Source organism: Wolbachia endosymbiont of Tuta absoluta (genome assembly GCF_059414725.1).
The window spans coordinates 1-652 of sequence record NZ_JBNRJY010000539.1 but is presented as its reverse complement, the minus strand read 5'-3'; the positions used below and the strand labels follow the sequence as shown (position 1 = coordinate 652).

The 652-nt window shown below is 48.5% G+C and carries 1 rRNA gene; it reads right to left on the bottom strand.

Features of this window, described 5'->3' with window-relative positions:
- Positions 1-124, bottom strand: a 16S ribosomal RNA gene (locus ACJ5GX_RS06050); the annotation flags it as partial.
- Positions 125-652 lie beyond the last annotated feature (528 nt).

Genomic DNA, 652 nt, shown 5'->3' with positions numbered 1-652 from the left:
GACATTACTCACCCGTCCGCCGCTCGTCACCCAGGGAGCAAGCTCCCCTGTGCTACCGCTCGACTTGCATGTGTTAAGCCTGCCGCCAGCGTTCAATCTGAGCCATGATCAAACTCTTCAATTAAAAGCTTGATGTGCTTCCACTCGAGAAGCGATGCTCAAAGATTTACTGCATGAATTTTACTTCAGTTAGTCACTCTTCAAGACTTGATATTTTTTTGCATCCGAAGATGCTGGATATCGTCTTGTGGAGTGCCCACACAGATTGTCTGATAAATTGTTAAAGAGCAGTGCCGAGAAACTCATCGGCGCGGGCTGCGTATATTACGCTTTTAGCCCGGAGAGTCAAGCGTTTATTTCGCTGTCTTCTCGCTGACCCGGCGGCTTGTCAGTCGTTGTTCCCGGTCAGTGGAGGCGCATTATAGGGAGTTCTCGGCGGGCCGCAACCCCTAATTGCAAAAAACTTTTCAAGCGCGCTTTTTTTCAACAAAAGGGCGAAAAAGCGACGAATTTATGTCACTTTTTCCGGCAAACAGCCATAAAAGCTGGCGATCACTGGAGTAAAATAGAAATAACGATGTCAGTAAGGACCCGCAGCCATGCCGCTAAATGCACAACAACAGGCCGCCCAACGCAATCTTTCTTATCTGCT